This is a genomic window from Lysinibacillus irui (assembly GCF_028877475.1).
Taxonomy (GTDB): domain Bacteria; phylum Bacillota; class Bacilli; order Bacillales_A; family Planococcaceae; genus Lysinibacillus; species Lysinibacillus irui.
Genome location: NZ_CP113527.1, coordinates 3,977,804 through 3,994,910, shown reverse-complemented (window position 1 = coordinate 3,994,910; position 17,107 = coordinate 3,977,804). Strand labels below are relative to the sequence as shown.

Sequence of the window (17,107 nt, the reverse complement as noted above, 5' to 3'; positions counted from 1 at the left end):
CAAATGCATGTTTAACATTCCTATTATAACGCAAAAAACACTTTTATGCCTGCGTATATAGTTGTGACGACAATTAACATAAAATGTTTCAAAAAAATGATGTTTAGTCTTATAATGTATTGAAGAATGGGGTGATGGTTGTGGCTAAAAAATTAAAGTCAGCTGATGATTTTATGTATCATATTTATGTTCACATGAACGATGTCGATAAATTTGTCATTTTTAGCGGGTTAAAATTCTCGCAATTTGTGGCTGCGCTTGAACCACTGCATCACTTACTGTTATTAAAACATTCCTATGAAGACGGTTCTTTTAATATGCATACACAGTTTGAGTATGTACTGGAAGAAGAGGTTCCTCGTTTTGTGAAAAAATCAGCAGAATCGAAGGAATTGTGTTGGGTTGATTTTATGGACGAAAAGAGGCTAGATCATCTAACACCGATGGAACAAGGAGAACTGCTCTACATAAGTCATAAAAAAGAACCGATTACGTCTGCATTTTTTAACAAATTACAAAATAGATTCGTTTATTATTCTTCAGATTTAGAAAAAATGACTAAAATCTATTTCCGGCACTTAAGTGATTCGGATTTACTAGTTGCAAATGTTTTTAATAGTTTAATTCGTGAAAAGGAGCGGAGTACTGGTTTTTGGCGTCGAAAGGTCAAATCGAGTATTCCATCCATATCGCCCGACTTTTTACGTTCTTATCGATCCTTTGCTAAAGATGGAGCGTTATTATCTTTGTATAGGATTGAAAAACCAAAAGCAGCTTACGGGATAGAAGTTCGTAACCTATCAGAATATTCCTTTCCCGATGAAGTTTGGGATGACTTAAATACCATATTGAAAACGGAGCATGATGAATTGATTTATATTATTTAATCTTCATAATAAAGGCAGATGTTTTTATATCTGAATCAAATGAAGATAAACTGTTGGCAGATGTGATAGATTTTGAAGTGTGGATCTAGACAGGACAAAATCCAGACGCAATGAGGCCAAGGTATAAACGTTGAAAAGTACACTCAAATCTCACCGTCAAAATTACGGTGAGATTTTTATGTCATTTGTCAAGACGTTTCATGATAAACTAATAGTACTCAAGAAGTATGTGGAGGGCACAAAAATGAAAAAAAGAATCGGTTTATTATACGGCGGAAAGTCAGCGGAGCATGAGGTGTCCTTATCGACAGCTCGTGCAGTTACAGGAGCTTTGAATTTCGAGGAGTATGAAGTATATCCGATTTTCATTACATCTGATGGGGAATGGCGACGTGGTGAACGTTTAGAAAAACCTGTTAGTACAATTGAAGAATTACAATTTGGTGATGAAACCACAATTTTAGAGAATAATATTACTGATTTTTTAATTGATAAGCATGGCAAGATGGTGCAGTTTGATGTTATTTTCCCATTACTACACGGTACAAATGGTGAAGATGGAACGGTGCAAGGTTTACTTGAGGTTCTAAATCTACCGTATGTAGGGAATGGTGTTTTAGCATCTTCTGCTGGTATGGATAAAGTGGTAATGAAGCAATTATTTGAAATTGCTGGGTTACCGCAGGTGCCCTATACGTATTTTATTCGTAGCGAATGGAAGAATGAGCAACAGGTAATTATTGAACGCTGTGAAGAAAAATTAAATTGGCCGATGTTTGTAAAGCCAGCAAACTTAGGATCAAGTGTTGGAATTAGCAAAGCAATAAACCGTGAAGAATTAGTAAAAGCAATTGACGTTGCCTTACAATATGATCGTAAAATTGTAGTTGAGCAAGGAATCACTGCTCGAGAGGTTGAATTAGCCGTGTTAGGAAATGATTATCCTGAAGTTTCTGTTCCAGGTGAGATTAAACCAGTTACTGAATTTTATGATTATGATTCGAAATATAAGGACGGCTCCACAGCATTAATTATTCCTGCTGAGCTTCCGATGGAAACAGTATCTAGCTTAAAGGAACTGGCGAAACGTGCATTTAAAGCAATAGATGGTAGTGGATTAGTTCGTGCTGACTTTTTTGTAACAGCAGATAATAGCATTTTTATCAATGAAGTAAATACAATGCCAGGTTTTACACCTGTCAGTATGTATCCTTTATTATGGCAACATACAAATGTGAGTTATCCAGAGCTGATTGATCGTCTAATTACCTTAGCGATTGAACGTTTTGAAGAAAAACAACAGCTTCACTATAAAAAAGACTGAGTGGGATTATTGTGAAAAAAACATTAAAACAATTAGCTGCATGGTTAAATGAGGATGTGTCAGTTTTAGGTGACACAGTTGTATCAGGTATATCCATTGATACAAGAACAATTCAACAGGGCGATTTATTTGTACCATTCCGTGGAGAGCATTCAAATGGGCATCAGTTTGTGAATCAAGCATTTGAGAAAGGTGCTGGAGCTTCTCTATGGCAAAAAGACGAGCCAAATCCACCAGAAGGGGTCCCTTTATTATTTGTGGATGACCCAGAGTTAGCTTTGCAGGAAATGGCACGTGCGTATCGTAACGAACATAAAGCAACATTTATAGGCATAACAGGGTCAAATGGTAAAACATCAACAAAGGATATTTTAGCAGGGACACTTGCTCCATTTTTTAAAGTACAAAAGACTATTGGGAACTTTAATAATCAATTAGGTTTACCAATTACAGTTTTACAACTCGATGAAGATACTGATGTAGCTGTCCTTGAAATGGGTATGAGTGGTTTTGGGGAAATTGAATTTTTATCTAAGCTTGCTCGTCCTCATATGACAGTTATAACAAATATCGGTGAAGCCCATATGCAAGATTTAGGATCACGAGCAGGTATTGCGAAAGCGAAGTTTGAAATTATTCAAGGAATGCAGCCAGATGGCCTTTTATTCTATGATGGAGACGAACCACTGTTACAGGAGTTAGTAGCTAAGGAGTCACACTTACAGTCAGTGCCATTTGGATTAGACCCAAGTAATCTTTTATATGCTGAGAATATTCATGCCAATGCAGATGGAAGTAACTTCACAACGCACGGTATAATTGAGGGTGATTTCTTTATTTCAGTTCTTGGCAAGCATCAAGTGAAAAATACACTAGTGGCGATGCTAATTTCTCATAAGCTTGGTTTAAGCAATGAACAAATTCGTACATCCTTAGAGCATGTAGTGTTAACAGACATGAGAATGCAACAAGTACAGGGATCGAATGGTGCTCTCTTTATAAACGATGCCTATAATGCAGCTCCAACCTCGGTGAAAGCCGCTATTCAATTTATGGCTACTTCAACTATTCGTCCTGAAAAATGGCTTGTATTAGGAGACATGTTAGAGCTAGGGCCAAATGAACAAAGTTTTCATGAAGAACTAGCGGAGCATATAAATGAGCAGGAAATAGATTATATCTGTTTATTTGGTCCTCGTATGGCACATCTTTATAAAGTATTAAAAGAGCGCTTTGATGCACAACGGTTACTGTATGTAGAAGATGATTATTCGGCTATTATTGAAAAGCTAAAGCAAGCAAATGAATCCTCTATCGTTTTACTGAAAGGCTCACGTGGTATGAAATTGGAGACAGTTTTAAAAGCATTTGCATTATAGTATTAATGAATCGGTGGGATCAAACCCACCGATTTATTCATATAGTTTATCTTTGTTAAACGAGGTGAGGATGTTGTCAGTAGGTGTACTAAGTATACATGGTTTTTCAGGTGGTCCTTATGAGGTGGAGCCATTCACAGCATACTTACGGGCACATACAGATTGGTTAGTTGAAGAGCCTACATTATCAGGCCATGGAGAAGAATTACATATGAGTGGGTTTACTGCAAGGCATTGGTTAATGGATGCTGAACTCGCCTTCCGGTCATTAGCAAAAAAAGTTGATGAGGTCATAATTGTTGGTTTTTCGATGGGAGGGATTATCGCGTTATATTTGGCCAAGCGCTATAGAGTAAAAAAGCTCGTATTGCTGAGTGCCGCTGCTAAATATGTAAGCCCTAAACAATTGGTAAAGGATTTCAAAATGTTAGCTTCTGAAGCCTATCATCATAATTTAACGAATAATGAACTTTTTTTACGCTATCAACATAAGTTTAACAATGTACCATTAGCGTCAACAATAGAATTTATGAAATTGGTTAAAATGGTGGAACCTTATTATCAGCATATTCAAATTCCAGTTTATATCGTGCAAGGGAAAATGGATGGAATAGTACCCTACCAGACGGCACAATTTCTCTTTGATGAATTATCCTCTAAAGAAAAAAACTTGTATTTTTCTGATAAAGGTAAGCATCATATATGTTTTGAAGAAGATTGTTCTGAATGGTTTCCTCAAGTTTTAATGTTTTTAAAGGGTGAGTAAAGTAGTCAGATTATTACGACTCATGCGTTATCGTTGCATACGATTTAAAGCCATGTTAGACTAGTGTAAGCAATGGATACATTTTGTGCGAAGACTCTTCATATTTGGTTGAAGAGTACTTTTTTTTGAAACATAACGGTTTTATTCTAAAGTGAATAATTACGACAGAATCGAACCGCTCGGTAAAGACCGGGCTTTCCTTTTCATATAAGAGAGCTCTATATGAACTATCATGTAGAGAAAATTTTTAAGTAACGGAAACGTTCCACTACACAGGCTCGAATTTGCCGACAACTTCATCTGAAAATGTAACCATTTGTCAACTTAAAAGGAAAAAAAGGAGATTGAGAAGTTTGACAAATTTTTCAGAATTAAATATTAGCGAATCTACATTACGCTCAGTAAAGCGTATGGGATTTGAAGAAGCAACACCAATCCAAGAAGGTACTATTCGTTTTGCGATTGAAGGCCGTGACGTATTAGGTCAAGCACAAACTGGTACTGGTAAAACTGCCGCTTTCGGGATTCCACTAATTGAAAAAATCGATCCAAAAAACCCTAATATTCAAGCGTTAGTCATCGCACCAACTCGTGAGTTAGCTATTCAAGTTTCTGAAGAGCTATATAAAATTGGTTATGACAAACGCGTAAAATTATTATCAGTTTACGGAGGTCAAGAAATTGGCCGTCAAATTCGTGCACTGAAAAATAGACCTCAAATCATTGTTGGTACGCCAGGACGTATTATTGATCATATTAATCGTCGTACGTTAAAATTAGAAGATGTTCAAACATTAGTATTAGATGAAGCAGATGAAATGTTAAACATGGGCTTTATCGATGATATTAATTCGATCTTAGAAAACGTGCCTGCTGAGCGTCAAACATTATTGTTCTCAGCAACAATGCCACCAGCAATCCGTAAAATTGCAGAAACATTTATGCGCGATCCAGAAATTGTGAAAATTAAAGCGAAAGAATTGACTGTAGACAATATTGATCAATATTTTGTTAAGTCAGCTGAACGTGAAAAGTTCGATATTTTATCTCGTCTTTTAAATGTTCACCAGCCAGAGCTTGCGATTATTTTTGGTCGTACAAAACGTCGTGTAGATGAGCTTGCACAGGCCCTATCAATTCGTGGATATTTAGCTGAAGGTATTCATGGTGATTTAAGTCAAGCGAAGCGTATCTCTGTATTACGTCAATTTAAAGAAAATAAAATTGATATTCTTGTTGCGACAGATGTAGCAGCTCGTGGACTTGATATTTCTGGTGTAACACATGTTTACAACTTTGATATCCCTCAAGATCCAGAATCTTATGTTCACCGAATCGGACGTACTGGCCGTGCGGGTAAATCAGGTCTTGCTGTAACATTTGTTACTCCACGTGAAATGGGTTACTTACGTATTGTAGAAGAAACAACGAAAAAACGTATGACACCACTTCGTCCACCAACATCTGATGAAGCATTAGAAGGTCAACAACGTTTAGCTGTAGAAACACTTGAAGGTCTTATTGCTAATAATAATTTAGGTGATTACCGCACATTTGCAGCGGAATTACTTGAAAATCATGAAGCAATTGATGTTGTGGCAGCTGCTCTTCGCTCGTTAACGAAAGAGCCTGATGATACACCGGTAACAATCACAGAAGAACGTCCATTACCAATGCGACGTGAACGTTCTAGCAATAATCGTGGTGGTGGTGACCGTGGCCGCAGTAACCGTAGCTATGGCGGACGTCGTGACAATGCTCGCAGTGGAGATCGCCGCAATAGCCGTCGCGAAGGTGGTCGCCGTGAAGGCGGACGTCGTGAAGGTGGACAAGGTCGTTCTCGTTCTCCACGCCGTCACGAAGACTAATCTTAATCAAATATACGTAATCTTTATGTTAAACCTTACAGTCTTATTGGCTGTAAGGTTTTTTTCGGCTATAGTTGAAACAAAAAGGTAACTAAATCCGTATACCTAATGAAGAAAGCGAGGGGAACGACTATGAGATCACAACCGATTCATCAAATATCCAGAAAAGGGCTAACTGTGTGGCGTTTATATGGAGTCATACAAACATTGGTGCTATTCATTATAGCGGGGCTAGTAAGCTACGGTACTTATTATTTTGATTGGCCATCATTTATTTATTTCGTTGCTGGTGCAGTAGTAATACTAAGCGCCATATTATCCATATTTTTATTCCCAAAAATAAGATGGGAACGATGGCGTTATGAGGTCCGAGAACATGAAATTGAAGTACAACATGGTTTATTTGTAGTGAAACGGACTTTAATCCCAATGGTTCGGGTTCAACATGTTGATACGACACAAGGGCCGATTTTAAAAAAATACGACTTAGGTAATATTTCTATCTCAACAGCAGCAACTGTACATACGATTCCAGCACTTGTAATGGGTGAAGCAGATTTACTTCGTGCTCGTATCTCTGATTTAGCAAGGGTGGCTGAAGATGATGTCTAAGGAGATTAATCGTTTACATCCAATATCTGCTGTGATTACGAGCGTCAAAGCATTAAAAAGTATGATATTACCAATTGTGATTATTATCGTAAGTAACGGCTTTAATTTTTCTTTAAACTTCCGTAGTGACCATTTTTTTGATACGATTTTACTTTTCGGAGTGTGGGGAGTCGCGGCCCTTCTTGCGCTCATTGGGGGAATTATAAAATGGCGGACATTTGTTTACTGGTTTGAAGACGGGGAGTTACGTGTAACATATGGGTTATTTGTTAAAAAGAAGCGTTATATTCCATTTGAACGCATTCAAAGCTTAAATTACAACGAGGGTATTTTTCATCGTCTTTTTGGTTTAGTGAAAGTTCAAGTAGAAACGGCTGGTAGTAAGGGAGGTAAACCTGAGGTCGAGCTAACAGCCATTCGCAAAGCCGCAGCAGATGTTATTGAATTAGAAATGCGTCGCGCTAAAAATGAAACAGTTCTACAACGGGATGATCAAGAGCAAGTACAGATCATGGAGGAAGCTAGATCAACTCCAACGATTTACCATATGTCCATGCGTGATTTACTCGTATTAGCAACAACATCTGGTGGAATTGGCGTGGTACTGTCAGGTCTTGCAGCTGTTGCCTCACAGTTTTCCGATATTATACCGTATGAAACAGTTTTTCATGAGTTAGCTGACTTTGTGAAAGTCGGTGCATTTTTAATAGCGTTAACGGTAATGTTGGTTTTAATTGTAGCTTGGGTTGTATCGGTGGTCATAACATTGATTAACTATTATAATTACACGGTTCGTATTGAAGATAATAAACTGATTATCACAAAAGGTCTTTTAGAGAAAAAGCGTATAACGCTGCCATTGAATCGAATTCAAGCCATTCGTATTGTTGAAAATCCATTACGTCAATTAACAGGATTTGCTACGGTGGTTGTAGAAAGTGCTGGAGGTAACGGTGAAGATGGAAATGATAAAAAAATTACGTTGTTTCCACTTATTAAGAAGCATGATTGTTTGCAAACATTAGAGCAGCTTTTCCCAGATATGGATTGGAATCCAACATTTATTCGATCACCAAAAAAGGCGAGACCATTCTTTTATCGTATTGATTTTATTTGGTTAGTCCCTGTTATAGGTGCATGTAGTTATTTCTTTTATCCATATGGACTATTGTCGTTGCTATTAATCCCATTAACGATACTACTTGGTATATGGCAACATAAAACAGCGGGTTTCCAAATTAATGGAAAACAACTAGCTATGCAGTATCGAGTATTTAGTCGAATTACATTGATCATGGAGAAAAAACGAATACAGTCTATTGAAAGTACACAATCGTTCTTTCAAAAACGAAAGAATGTTATGTCTATTAAAGCAACAGTAATGTCAGGGGCAACAGGTACAAAAGGAAGTGTATCAAGCCTTGAGCAACAAGATGCGGAAAAGATCTTAACGTGGTATGAACATTAATTAACAAAAAGCCAATTCTTACAATTTTATGGTAGGATTGGCTTTTTTAGATACAAAAAACTATTTCTGCTGTTTATAATAAAATAAATAAAACAAAAGGGGTGGGACTTTGTTTAAATATGTTATTAATGAAAGTGCTTATCTGAAGCTATTGGATTTAAGTGATGTAGATGAATTATTTGCCTTAACTGACCGTTCAAGGGATACATTACGTGAATGGTTACCTTTTGTAGATGATGTCAAAACAGTAACAGATACCGAGCGATTTGTAAAAAGGGCTATGCAACAATATGCTGATCACAATGGTATACAGGCGGGGATATATTATGATGGAAAGTTAGCGGGTGTGATAGGGTATCATCAAATCAACTGGCAGCATAAATGGACAAGCATTGGCTACTGGTTAGGGAATGAATTTGTGGGTAAGGGACTTGTAACGAATTCCATGAAAGCATTGATTGATTATGCTTTTTACTATTTAAAGTTAAATCGTATTGAGGTACGTGTAGCTGTAGGAAATATTCGTAGTCGTACAATTCCAAAGGTGCTAGGCTTCCATGAGGAAGGGCGCCTAAGGGATGCGGAATGGCTTTATGATCATCATGTGGATCAAGTAGTTTATGGTATAACAGCAGCGGAATGGAAAAAAATAAAGATGGCAAATGAAGCTACAGTAGTTTTGTAGCTGAAGTTATGTAACAAAAAAGGAGCTGCCTGTTATGAGCTGCTCCTTTTTAGATGTTATGGTCTACCCGCCATTTTCTGTTTACGCCAGCTTAAGATTCTTTTCGGATGTAAATAGACAAGTCCTAGAATGAATCCTGTTACTAAACCGCCTAAATGTGCATAGACATTCACATTTGGTTGAAGAAAAGTCATAATGACACTGATGACGATGATTGGTAAAATGAGCTTACGAAGCATTGGCATTGTACGACGCGTATAGTAAACCAATGCCCCAAAAGCACCAAAAATACCAAAAATAGCCCCACTTGCACCAAGACTCGTATAGCTACTATCATAGAATACATAGGTTGCCATGTTGCCTACAATGCCTGAAACTAAATAAATTGTAATGAAGCGTGCTTTGCCTGCGATTTTTTCTAGCTCTGGTCCAAAGAGATATAATGAAAACATATTAAAAAACGTATGCATAAATCCTGCATGTAAAAACATTGCAGAAAATACACGCCACCATTCACCACTTTGAATCAGGAAATTTGCTTGGATTCCGAAATTCCACAAAAGTGTTCCTATGCCGGGTAAAAGAGACAATACATAGAGAATTAGATTAATTGCTATTAACGTTGAAACAATAGGGTAATACTTTGTGTATTGCTTAAAATTTTCTGTTCTACTAAACATGGCTCCACCTCAACTTACATTTATTATACATGCCTTGTTGGAAATTGGTAAAGGAGAAGGTCATATGATTAAGGGAATTGGACTCGACATTGTAGAAATAGACCGTATTGCAAAAGCGATGAAACGTACAAATAAATTTAAAGACCGTATTCTAACCGATAAGGAAAAAAGTTTATTTGAAGCCTATTCAGAAACTCGTAAAATAGAATTTTTGGCAGGACGATTTGCTGCTAAAGAAGCATTTTCGAAAGCGGTGGGAACTGGCCTTGGGGAACAATGTAAGCTCCATGATATGGAGATATTAAAGGGGGAGGCAGGGAATCCGATTTTATATTTTAAAGGGGAGCTTGTCAATGGATTTGTTAGTATTACACATTCCAAGCAATATGCAGCCGCTCAAGTAATCTTATTAGAATAATGTTTAACTTGTCTAAAAGGTTGGCTTAGAAATTTAAATATATTGCTCTTTCTTCAAATGACATAACTGACAAATACGGTTCATATATTGTCGTAGTGGATTTGAAAGAAGAAAGGGTGAAAGCGTGGGCAACCGTATAGTTAAATGGCTCGTCTTACTTTGTACGATATTACTTCTGTCGGCATGTGGTGCAGCCTCACAGGAAAAAGTGTTGAAGAAAGTGAATGGTAAATGGGCAGAGACTAATGGCTATGAGTTAAATGCAACGATGGAGATTAAATCTGGAGGAGAGCCAAGAAATTATGATGTTACAGTATGGCATACAAAACCAGATTTCTATCGAGTAGAGGTAATGGAAAGTGGGAAAGATGTTTCACAAATGATTGTGCGTAATGCTGATGGCGTTTTTGTTGTAACACCGACATTAAACAAAATGTATAAGTTCCAAAGCGATTGGCCGAAGAAAAATAGTCAAGCCTATTTAATTGGAGCTCTAGCAGAAGATTTAGCGGAAGATAAAAATCTTGTCATGAAAGAGGAAGAAAAAGCATATATATTTGAAGCGGCTACTAGAAACAGCTATAAGAATAGTATGCCTCATCAAGTGATTACAGTAGATAAGAAAACGCTATTGCCAACTTCTGTTGTCATTATGAATGATGTAAAAGAAGAACAAATTCGCATTAACTTTAAGAAAATTAAGCTAGGTGTACAACATGCTGCAAAAGAGTATGCAGTTGAGCAATTTACAGATAAAGATAACACGAAAGGTGAACAAGCTACACCTACTGACAAAGAGGGGCAAGAAGAACAAGACGACAAAGAAGCTGTTGGTGCAGAGGTTGAATATCAAGAATTCCAAACACATTATCCTGTCTTAAGTTGGGCACAGTTGGCTAATGAGAAAGTTGTGCAGGAAGGTGGAATGGAAAGAGTTATCTTAACATTCGATGGTGAAAAGGCATTTACAGTTATGCAACAACCAGTTACGAAGGAAAGCGCAATGTTGCCAGTTGCATCACCTGGTGATCCTGTTGACCTAGGCTTTACAATTGGTGCTATTACAGATACATCGATTAGTTGGGAAAAAGATGGTGTTGAATTCTTTGTAGCTTCAAGCAAATTAACACGAGAAGAAATGATTGAAGTTGCTACATCCATGACGATAAGTAGTATGAAGTAGTAACTTTCTAGCTACAGCTTTCAAAAATGAAGGCTGTAGCTTATTGCCAATATGAAAGTAGTTTTCACCGTTTAGAAATTGTTAAGTCACATTGTTTAAAGTGAAAATAATAAAATAATTTCTCTTACTATTGGACAAGCTAAAAATGAAATGTATGTAATACATAATGTTTTAATTAAAAATAAAGAGGGTATTCTTATGAAGACACAGCAATATTTTCGACCAACCAAAGCAATGATAAATTTGAAAGCAATCCAACAAAACGTTAAAAATTTAAAAGAGTTTTTACAACCTAATGTTCAAATAATTGCTGTAGTAAAGGCAAATGCATACGGTCACGGAGATGTAGCTGTTGCAAGGGCAGCTCTTGAGGCTGGTGCCACAATTCTTGCGGTTGCTACGCCCGATGAGGCATTACATATTCGAGCACATTTTGAAGAACCAGACATACTAGTATTAGGAGCATCTCCAGTTTCATTTGCGCCATATGCTGCACAGCAGCGTATAATTCTTACAGTCTTTGCAGAAGATTGGATTCAGCAAGCTGCTCCTCTGTTAGCAAACGAATCACTTCCTTTACGACTACATATAAAAGTAGATAGCGGGATGGGGAGAATAGGCATTCGCTCAGAGCAAGAATTATTAGCCCTATATCAAACAATACAGTCTATAGATAACGTGGAAATTGATGGAATTTTTACACACTTTGCAACAGCAGATGAAGAAGAAACAACTTACTTTAATCAGCAAGTACAGTTATTTGAGAGATGTTTATCCGAAATGCCTTTTAAGCCTAGACTTGTTCATGCAGCCAATACAGCAGCCTCCTTTATAAAGGATTCAAACTTACAATATGACGCTGTTAGATATGGAATTTCTATGTATGGATTAGCACCTTCATCTTACGTGGAAAGCAATTTACCATTTCCATTACATCCTGCATTTGCGCTTGAAAGTGAACTTGTTCATGTGAAGCAAATCAAATCAGGTGATTCGGTTGGATATGGAGCTACATATGTTGCTCCAACAGATATGTGGATAGGAACGATTCCGATTGGCTACGCGGATGGTGTTATTCGCAAGTTGGGCGGACAAGAGGTATTAATTGATGGCCAAAGAATGCCGATTATCGGACGAATTTGTATGGACCAATGTATGGTTGCACTACCAAAAGCATATGCTATAGGTGAGAAGGTAACACTCATTGGCCAACAAGGGCAGAATGTAATTTCTGTTGATGAATGGGCAACTAAACTTGATACAATTAATTATGAAGTACCATGCATTATAACTGCAAGAGTTCCTAGAATATACTTTTAATTAATCTTCATAAGAAATAGTCTCTTATAGATAGTAATCATTCTCTTGAATAGTTTCAATGTAGTGTAAAGAGTAACGTTCCGACATAAAAAGTTGAATTTAGCAAGCAAACAAACTGGAGAACTTTGTTTCATTTCAAACTTTAAGTGACTCATATTTGGAAACGTATTGCAATGATAATTATTCAGCATATACCTTCGACAACCAACATATTTTTACAATTTGTACTTCAAATTGTCAGATATTTTGTCATTTCATGTCTTTTCAACAATATCTTTCAATGATAGAATGGGAAGTAATGAAAAGTGTATGGTTCCGTTGGAGGTGCTTGCTGTGTACGAGAAAAAGTTAAGAGAAGCTACAATTGCTGTTCAAGACAGACTATTTCTACAAACAAAGGAAGTAATTGAAGGTGAATCTTTTGTGCGTATTTTGGCGCGCAAAAATTTAATGCAGGAGCAACCAAATCAAATACGGGAAGCTATGATAAAAGGATATGTTGAAATGTCTCATATTAATTTAATGATTGCGAGTGAATGCTTGCATGCAGAATATGAAGCACAGCATATGGTGGAGCGTCTCGTTAGCGGGGGATGACACTTTGAATGTAAAACGTGGTGACGTTTTTTTTGCAGACTTATCACCGGTAATAGGTTCTGAGCAAGGAGGCACTAGACCGGTGCTGATTATTCAAAATGATATTGGCAATCGATTTAGTCCGACTGTCATCATCGCAGCTATCACTGCACAGATTCAAAAGGCAAAGTTACCGACACACGTTGAAATCAATGCTGAAAAGTATGGTTTTGAACGTGATTCGGTTATTTTGCTAGAACAAGTGCGGACAATTGATAAGTCAAGATTGACGGATCGTATTACGCAACTTGATCATGCTGTGATGGAAAAAGTAGATGGGGCGTTGATGATTAGTTTAGGTCTGGTTAAATTTTGATATACATATGTGTATAGAAGCATCGAGATAATTAAATCTCGATGCTTTTTTTGTTCGACATCCTCAGTACCTTTTTACCATAATTTCAACTTACTAATTTACTTAAATTTGCTTTTATCTCTCTACAGACATGAAAGTTAATTGTGCCTGATGGTTCATTTTCAGAACAATAGAACTGCTAAGGTTAAAAAATACTCCAGCTAAAGGTACGAATTTTGTAGTAGGACTTTTCAATCAAGCTCGAAAAAATCCGGAAGTAATAGCGCTAAGGTGTAATTGATAAATAATACAAAAAGTTTTAAGATATATTCAAGATTTGTAATAAAAATAGATTTTTGAAAAAATTCTTAAAAGGTATATGAAATTTTACATAGAATATTCCATTCTATAGAGGTTATTAAATTTATATGAAGTCAGGTCGAACTAAAGTGTAAGAGTATTACTCCGTAAGGAAATGGAGGGACAGCAGTGACATGTAAGTCTTCGGTTGAAATTATTACAGAATGGGATATTGTTGCAGCAAGACAACTGGGGCGCAAGGAAGCAAAAGCACTTGGATTTGGCACTGTTGATCAGGCTCGCATCACCACAGCAGTAAGTGAATTAGCAAGAAATATATATTTATATGCGAGTATTGGTAGAATTGAGATTGAAAGAATTGAGACGGAAACTGAAAAGAAAATAGTGGTTATTGCAACTGATCAAGGACCAGGTATTGAAGATGTTCGAAAAGTAATGGGAGAAGGCTATTCTACTTCTGGAGGGCTAGGCGCTGGTTTACCAGGCGTTAAGCGATTGATGGACAGCTTAGATATTCAATCTGTAGTTGGGGTAGGTACAACAATAAGGGCGGAAAAATGGTTGCGTTAGGACGTGAAGAAATTGAAACAATTAGAAGCACAGTATAGAAAAATATTATCAGATTTTATTGTTAATCAAACTGAAAGAAATTTATATATCGCTCAAAATTTCACACGTCAGTTAATTCAAAAAAATATATCTCCAGAGGATGTTGTTAGTATTCACAAAAATGCTGTTGAACAAATATTCCCTAATCAAATGAATGAAACACAACCAGCCTATGATTTTCTTATTGAAGTAATGGTGCATTATGGCATGGCCCATAGAGAGCACCAAAGCTTACTGCAAAAACAAGCAGAATATGAGATGGAAATGAAAATAGCAACAAACATTCAAAATACTCAATTGAAAACACATGTACCACAGCTACAAAGTTTTGATATAGGAATGATTTCGGTTCCGATACGTAAAATGAATGGAGACTATGTCCATTTTTTTCATGACGGTGACGAATATTTAAGTGTAGCTGTAACAGATGTTGTTGGAAAGGGAGTGCCGGCGGCTTTATGTATGTCGATGGTGAAGTATGGTCTTGAAACATTGGTATATGCATATAAAGATCCCTCCTATGTTTTAGAAGTTATTAATAGGGTAATAGAAAAAGGTGTAGATGATAGTATGTTTGTTTCCATGTTTTATGGGTGCTTAGATGTACAACAAAATATCTTTGCCTACGCCTCAGCAGGTCACGAGCCAGCGTTGCATTACAGTGCTAAGGAAGATCAATTTATTTCCTTAGATGCTAAAGGTTTATTACTTGGTGTATTGCCAGAAACAACATATTCGTTTCATGAAATCGTTTTAGAAGAAAATGATTTAGTAATTATGATGACGGATGGAGTAACAGAATTTAGAGCACAGGAAAGCTTAAATTCACGAGAGGTTATTACTGCTTTAATTAAGGAGAATAAGCATTTAACAGCTCAGCAATTGTGCCAAATTCTTTATAAGGAAATAGAGAAAGTGCAGAATTTTAAACTAACTGATGATTTTACTGTAGTTATTTTAAAAAAATAGGTTTACGTTTTAATTGAAAAGGGAAGAGAAAATAGTCTAACAAATATGGTGGAGGTGTGCTATATGGACGTGACAATACATTTTAAAGAAATTGATCATAAATTATTTGGTTTTGTTGAAGGTGAAATTGATACATTTACTGCTTCTGGATTACGAGAGGAATTAGAAGCTGTAAAGATAACTGAAGGGTTAGAGATTGAACTTGATTTATCAAAGGTAAATTACATGGATAGTACAGGTCTTGGGATTTTTGTTGCCTTTTATAAAAGAGCGTTACGTGAAAATGGCAAAGTAAAGCTGGTTGGTTTATCAAATAGATTACAAAGATTGTTTGAAATTACAGGACTAAGTGATTTGATGGATATCGAAACTGATAAAAAGGTGGAATTAAGATAATGAAGGAATTTGACTATATTGAAATTAGAGTTCCTGCTAAACCGCAATTTGTCAGTGTCATTCGATTAACTGTCTCGGGCTTAGCTAGTAGGATCGGTTTTAATTATGATGATATCGAAGACTTAAAAATTGCAGCAAGTGAAGCTGTAACGAATGTTGTTCACCATGCTTATAAAGAAGATGAAGAAGGCGAAATTGTCATTGGATGTGCGCTATACGACAATAAAATGGAAATGATGATTGCGGATTATGGCAATAGCTTTAATTTCGAAGAGATCAAGTCTAAGATTGGACCATATCATCCTGAAGAAAGTATTGCGGGGCTTAGAGAAGGTGGTTTAGGACTTTATTTAATGGAAACTTTGATGGATGAGGTGATGATCAATAACGATGGTGGCGTAACTGTCTTTATGACAAAGTATGTCACTAGGGAGCAGGTGGAAAAAAATGTCGAAAGAATCACTACATAAATCTTCATCCAAGGAAGATGTACTAAAGTGGATTGAATTGTACCAGTCAACGGAGGATGATGAAGCACAAACAAACTTAGTGATTCATTATCGATATCTAGTTGAATCAATAGCACGTAAATATTCGAATGGTAAATCTTACTATGATGATATTGTTCAAGTAGGGATGCTGGGTTTATTAGGTGCAATCAGACGTTTTGATCCGAATGTTGGTCGTAGTTTTGAGGCATTTGCGGTGCCAACGATAGTTGGAGAAATTAAGCGATTTTTACGTGATAAAACATGGGATGTTCACGTGCCTAGACGAATAAAAGAACTAGGACCGAGAATCAAATCAACGGTGGAGGCGCTGACAATTGAACTACAGCGCTCTCCTTCTATTAAAGATATTGCAGAACGCTTAGAGGTTGCTGAAGAAGAAGTTTTAGAAGCTATGGAAATGAGCCGTAGTTATCAAGCTCTTTCTATGGATCATTCGATAGAGTCAGATTCAGATGGTAGTACAGTCACGTTATTCGATATTTTGGGTAGAGAAGATGACGGCTACGAAATAACTGATAAACGAATGATCGTTGCTGATGCGCTAGTTGTGTTGAATGAGAGAGAAAAACAGATTATTCAGCTTACATATTTAGAGCAACTTAGTCAAAAAGAAGCTGGAGAACGATTAGGAATTTCTCAAATGCATGTATCAAGAATACAAAGAAAAGCAATAAAGAAATTACAAGAGGCTATTCTAGCGAGTGGCAGTGTTTCGCTCTAATCTATCTATCGGTTTGTTAATATGCAAAAAAATAGTCTACTCAAACAGATATGAGTAG

General features: G+C 36.6%; 19 protein-coding genes. 18 read left to right on the top strand and 1 reads right to left on the bottom strand.

Translation table 11 applies throughout. From position 1 onward, the window contains the following. Positions 1–134: 134 nt before the first annotated feature. The 8 genes from OU989_RS20095 to OU989_RS20060 all read left to right on the top strand — a co-directional run bounded on the left by OU989_RS20095 (position 135) and on the right by OU989_RS20060 (position 8,989). Positions 135–887 carry a hypothetical protein gene (locus OU989_RS20095; RefSeq protein ID WP_274794689.1) on the top strand — a complete coding sequence of 251 codons (753 nt, stop codon included), beginning with the start codon at positions 135–137 and terminating at the stop codon, positions 885–887. 244 nt (positions 888–1,131) lie between these two features. Continuing rightward, positions 1,132–2,211: a D-alanine--D-alanine ligase gene (locus tag OU989_RS20090; RefSeq protein WP_274794688.1), complete on the top strand. Its 1,080-nt coding sequence runs from the start codon at positions 1,132–1,134 to the stop codon at positions 2,209–2,211. Positions 2,212–2,222: 11 nt separating this feature from the next. Beyond that, the gene (locus OU989_RS20085) at positions 2,223–3,590 is read left to right on the top strand and encodes a UDP-N-acetylmuramoyl-tripeptide--D-alanyl-D-alanine ligase (protein ID WP_274794687.1); all 1,368 of its coding nucleotides are present in this window, start codon (positions 2,223–2,225) and stop codon (positions 3,588–3,590) included. A 73-nt stretch (positions 3,591–3,663) separates the two neighbouring features. Beyond that, positions 3,664–4,356, top strand: a complete 693-nt coding sequence (locus tag OU989_RS20080; RefSeq protein WP_274797387.1) for an alpha/beta hydrolase — start codon at positions 3,664–3,666, stop codon at positions 4,354–4,356. Positions 4,357–4,709: 353 nt separating this feature from the next. Then, positions 4,710–6,224: a degradosome RNA helicase CshA gene (locus tag OU989_RS20075; RefSeq protein WP_274794686.1), complete on the top strand. Its 1,515-nt coding sequence runs from the start codon at positions 4,710–4,712 to the stop codon at positions 6,222–6,224. A gap of 132 nt (positions 6,225–6,356) precedes the next feature. Next, the gene (locus OU989_RS20070; RefSeq protein ID WP_274794685.1) at positions 6,357–6,836 is read left to right on the top strand and encodes a PH domain-containing protein; all 480 of its coding nucleotides are present in this window, start codon (positions 6,357–6,359) and stop codon (positions 6,834–6,836) included. Next, a complete protein-coding gene (locus OU989_RS20065) occupies positions 6,829–8,304 on the top strand; it encodes a PH domain-containing protein (RefSeq protein WP_274797386.1) in 1,476 nt (491 codons plus the stop codon). The genes OU989_RS20070 and OU989_RS20065 overlap by 8 nt, the downstream gene beginning before the upstream one ends. A 109-nt stretch (positions 8,305–8,413) precedes the next feature. After that, positions 8,414–8,989, top strand: coding sequence for a GNAT family N-acetyltransferase (locus OU989_RS20060; RefSeq protein WP_274794684.1), 576 nt, complete (start codon positions 8,414–8,416; stop codon positions 8,987–8,989). 56 nt (positions 8,990–9,045) lie between these two features. Here OU989_RS20060 and OU989_RS20055 read toward each other — a convergent pair whose 3' ends face one another. After that, positions 9,046–9,669 carry a rhomboid family intramembrane serine protease gene (locus OU989_RS20055; RefSeq protein WP_274794683.1) on the bottom strand — a complete coding sequence of 208 codons (624 nt, stop codon included), beginning with the start codon at positions 9,667–9,669 and terminating at the stop codon, positions 9,046–9,048. Between the two features lie 64 nt (positions 9,670–9,733). On the opposite strand from OU989_RS20055, the gene acpS reads away from it, so the two are divergent. From acpS to sigB, 10 genes are all read left to right on the top strand, one after another. Next, the gene (gene acpS / locus OU989_RS20050; RefSeq protein WP_274794682.1) at positions 9,734–10,087 is read left to right on the top strand and encodes a holo-ACP synthase; all 354 of its coding nucleotides are present in this window, start codon (positions 9,734–9,736) and stop codon (positions 10,085–10,087) included. A 124-nt stretch (positions 10,088–10,211) separates the two neighbouring features. Continuing rightward, entirely contained in the window at positions 10,212–11,270 is a 1,059-nt protein-coding gene (locus tag OU989_RS20045; protein WP_274794680.1) for a LolA family protein, read from the top strand. Between the two features lie 198 nt (positions 11,271–11,468). Continuing rightward, positions 11,469–12,590, top strand: coding sequence for an alanine racemase (gene alr / locus OU989_RS20040; RefSeq protein ID WP_274794679.1), 1,122 nt, complete (start codon positions 11,469–11,471; stop codon positions 12,588–12,590). Positions 12,591–12,923: 333 nt separating this feature from the next. After that, the gene (locus OU989_RS20035; RefSeq protein WP_004232053.1) at positions 12,924–13,187 is read left to right on the top strand and encodes a hypothetical protein; all 264 of its coding nucleotides are present in this window, start codon (positions 12,924–12,926) and stop codon (positions 13,185–13,187) included. 4 nt (positions 13,188–13,191) lie between these two features. Further along, positions 13,192–13,542 carry a type II toxin-antitoxin system PemK/MazF family toxin gene (locus OU989_RS20030; RefSeq protein WP_004232054.1) on the top strand — a complete coding sequence of 117 codons (351 nt, stop codon included), beginning with the start codon at positions 13,192–13,194 and terminating at the stop codon, positions 13,540–13,542. 468 nt (positions 13,543–14,010) lie between these two features. After that, a complete protein-coding gene (locus OU989_RS20025) occupies positions 14,011–14,412 on the top strand; it encodes an anti-sigma regulatory factor (protein WP_274794678.1) in 402 nt (133 codons plus the stop codon). 57 nt (positions 14,413–14,469) lie between these two features. Next, positions 14,470–15,420 (top strand): PP2C family protein-serine/threonine phosphatase, encoded by a 951-nt coding sequence (locus OU989_RS20020; RefSeq protein ID WP_274797385.1) that lies wholly within the window; start codon positions 14,470–14,472, stop codon positions 15,418–15,420. A 63-nt stretch (positions 15,421–15,483) separates the two neighbouring features. Beyond that, complete coding sequence (locus tag OU989_RS20015; RefSeq protein ID WP_004232057.1) at positions 15,484–15,816, top strand: STAS domain-containing protein; 333 nt, start codon at positions 15,484–15,486, stop codon at positions 15,814–15,816. After that, entirely contained in the window at positions 15,816–16,286 is a 471-nt protein-coding gene (gene rsbW / locus OU989_RS20010) for an anti-sigma B factor RsbW (protein ID WP_274794677.1), read from the top strand. The genes OU989_RS20015 and rsbW overlap by 1 nt, the downstream gene beginning before the upstream one ends. Beyond that, positions 16,264–17,049, top strand: a complete 786-nt coding sequence (sigB, locus tag OU989_RS20005; RefSeq protein WP_274794676.1) for an RNA polymerase sigma factor SigB — start codon at positions 16,264–16,266, stop codon at positions 17,047–17,049. The genes rsbW and sigB overlap by 23 nt, the downstream gene beginning before the upstream one ends. The last annotated feature ends 58 nt before the right edge of the window (positions 17,050–17,107 follow it).